Here is a 1,995-nt window from a genome sequence, read left to right as displayed (position 1 = left end):
TGGGGGGGGGGGGGGGGGGGGGGGGGGGGGCGGGGGGGGGGGGGGGGGGGGGGGGGGGGGGGGGGGGGTGGGGGGGGGGGGGGGGGGGGGGGGGGGGGGGGGGGGGGGGGGGGGGGGGGGGGGGGCCCCCCCCCGGCGGCGCGCACGGCGTCGCCGCGAGCTCGGGGGCGGCCTGGGCGATCTTGATCTCGCATGATGGTCATCCGCTGATAGGAATCTATTACGGAGAGTGATCTAGGGGCCTGGGGTGAGTGTCGGCATCCACGGAGGTTTTCAGATGAGATCGACGCATCTGCGGATCGGTCAACGTTGTGATCTTCGTATCTGCGGAGAAGGCGTGAGGTTCGGATGTAACCGGTAGGACACAATTCGACGTGCCCCACCACCGCTGGTCGATGGCTCGACCGATCCCGTACATCGCGTTCCGTGACCCCGCATCGCGTCGCCGCCAGCAAGATCGAATGCCTGAATAGTTCTATTTATACCGTTCTTCGAATCACCCAGACTTCATGGGCGGGAGCCGTAGGTATACGGCGCGGTGAATCCGTCGGCGCCCCCGGTGAGCTCCCGACGATCGAATTTCCGTTCCGCGCGATCCTCTCCTTGAAACGCTGCGTTCACCGAGGTGTTACGAGACATGGTCGGCGAAGAACCCGCCTTGACGTCCCGATTTGCCCGCTGCTAATTTGCGGCCCCACCACTCAAATCCAGACGGGCGAGGAGAATCGCTCGGTTCAGGGGGGCAGTCAGTGAGTTCCACACGCCGTCGAAAGCACATTGCCGTTGCGGTCGGCCTCGCGGGCACGCTCGCGTTGGCGGCCTGCTCGAGTTCGGGCAGCGACGACACGACGGCCAGCAGCACCACCAGCCCGACCCCGGCCACGCACGTCGTGACCGACCTGGACGGCACGAGGGTCACGCTGCCGACGACGATCAACCGCATCGCCGAGCAGTTCCCGGCCCACACCGTGTCCGACATCATGCTCGGGGTGGGCGACAAGCTGGTCGCCATTCCGCAGAACGTGAGCACCATTCCGTTCCTGCAGACGGTGCAGCCGTCCATCACCAAGGTGCCGCAGTTGTTCCACAACGGCGGCATGGTGAACATCGAGCAGCTGCTCGCCCAGAAGCCGGATGTGGTCTCCCTGATCAGCGGTGGCGCCACGGCCAAGCCGCTCCAGGACGCGAAGATCCCCGCCGTCGACATGTTCTTCTCGAAGCTGGACCAGCTCCCGCAGTCGATCACCGTGGGTGGCGACACCTTCGGTGGCCCGGCGGTCGCGAAGGCGAAGGCGTACAACACGTACTTCACCAAGGTGTCGAGCGACCTGACGGCGAAGCTGGCGAGCACGACGACGAAGCCCAGCGTGCTGTTCGTCGAGGCGTTCACCGGCAACGACATCGTCGTCCAGGGTGGCGCGTCGCTGATCGACCAGTGGATCACGAAGGCCGGCGGCACGGACGCGGCGAAGGACATCAAGGGCAACCGCGTCAAGGTCAACATGGAGCAGGTGCTCCAGTGGAACCCGGACTACCTGATCGTCGCGACCCCCGGCGGTGACCAGGGCCTGAAGGCCGACACCGGCGCCTCGGTGGTGGACGCCCTGTCGAAGATCGCCGGCTGGAACGACCTGAAGGCCGTCAAGGACGGCAAGGTGTACATCGACCCGCGGGGCCTGTACCCGTGGGCCCAGTACACCCCCGAGCAGGCCGTCCACCTGCAGTGGGTCGCGAAGGTCCTGAACCCGTCGCTGTTCGCCGACGTCGACCTCCGCAAGGTCACCAGCAGCTTCTACAAGACCTACTTCGGCCACGAGCCCACGGCCGACGAGCTCACCCAGATCCTCCAGACCACCTCCGCCGACGGCATCGCCACCCCGGCCAACGCCGTCAGGTAACACCACGTACGGCACGACCTACTCACCAGGCGGGGGGGGGGGGGGGGGGGGGGGGGGGGGGGGGGCGGGGGGGGCGCGGGGGGGGGGGCCGGCCGGG

At 67.9% G+C, this 1,995-nt stretch carries 2 protein-coding genes; both read left to right on the top strand.

Going from position 1 to position 1,995, the window contains the following annotated elements:
* Positions 1 to 196 (top strand): hypothetical protein (locus MXD60_RS17990; RefSeq protein ID WP_248820477.1); only part of this gene is annotated, 196 nt, incomplete at its 5' end.
* Between the two features lie 553 nt (positions 197 to 749).
* Positions 750 to 1,898 (top strand): ABC transporter substrate-binding protein, encoded by a 1,149-nt coding sequence (locus MXD60_RS17985; RefSeq protein ID WP_248820476.1) that lies wholly within the window; start codon positions 750 to 752, stop codon positions 1,896 to 1,898.
* Positions 1,899 to 1,995: the final 97 nt, after the last annotated feature.

The sequence above is a fragment of the Frankia sp. AgB32 genome (assembly GCF_023243045.1).
In the GTDB taxonomy this organism is placed as follows: Bacteria; Actinomycetota; Actinomycetes; order Frankiales; family Frankiaceae; genus Frankia.
Note: the sequence above shows the minus strand (reverse complement) of the source record. Positions and strands in the feature narration are given on the sequence as shown.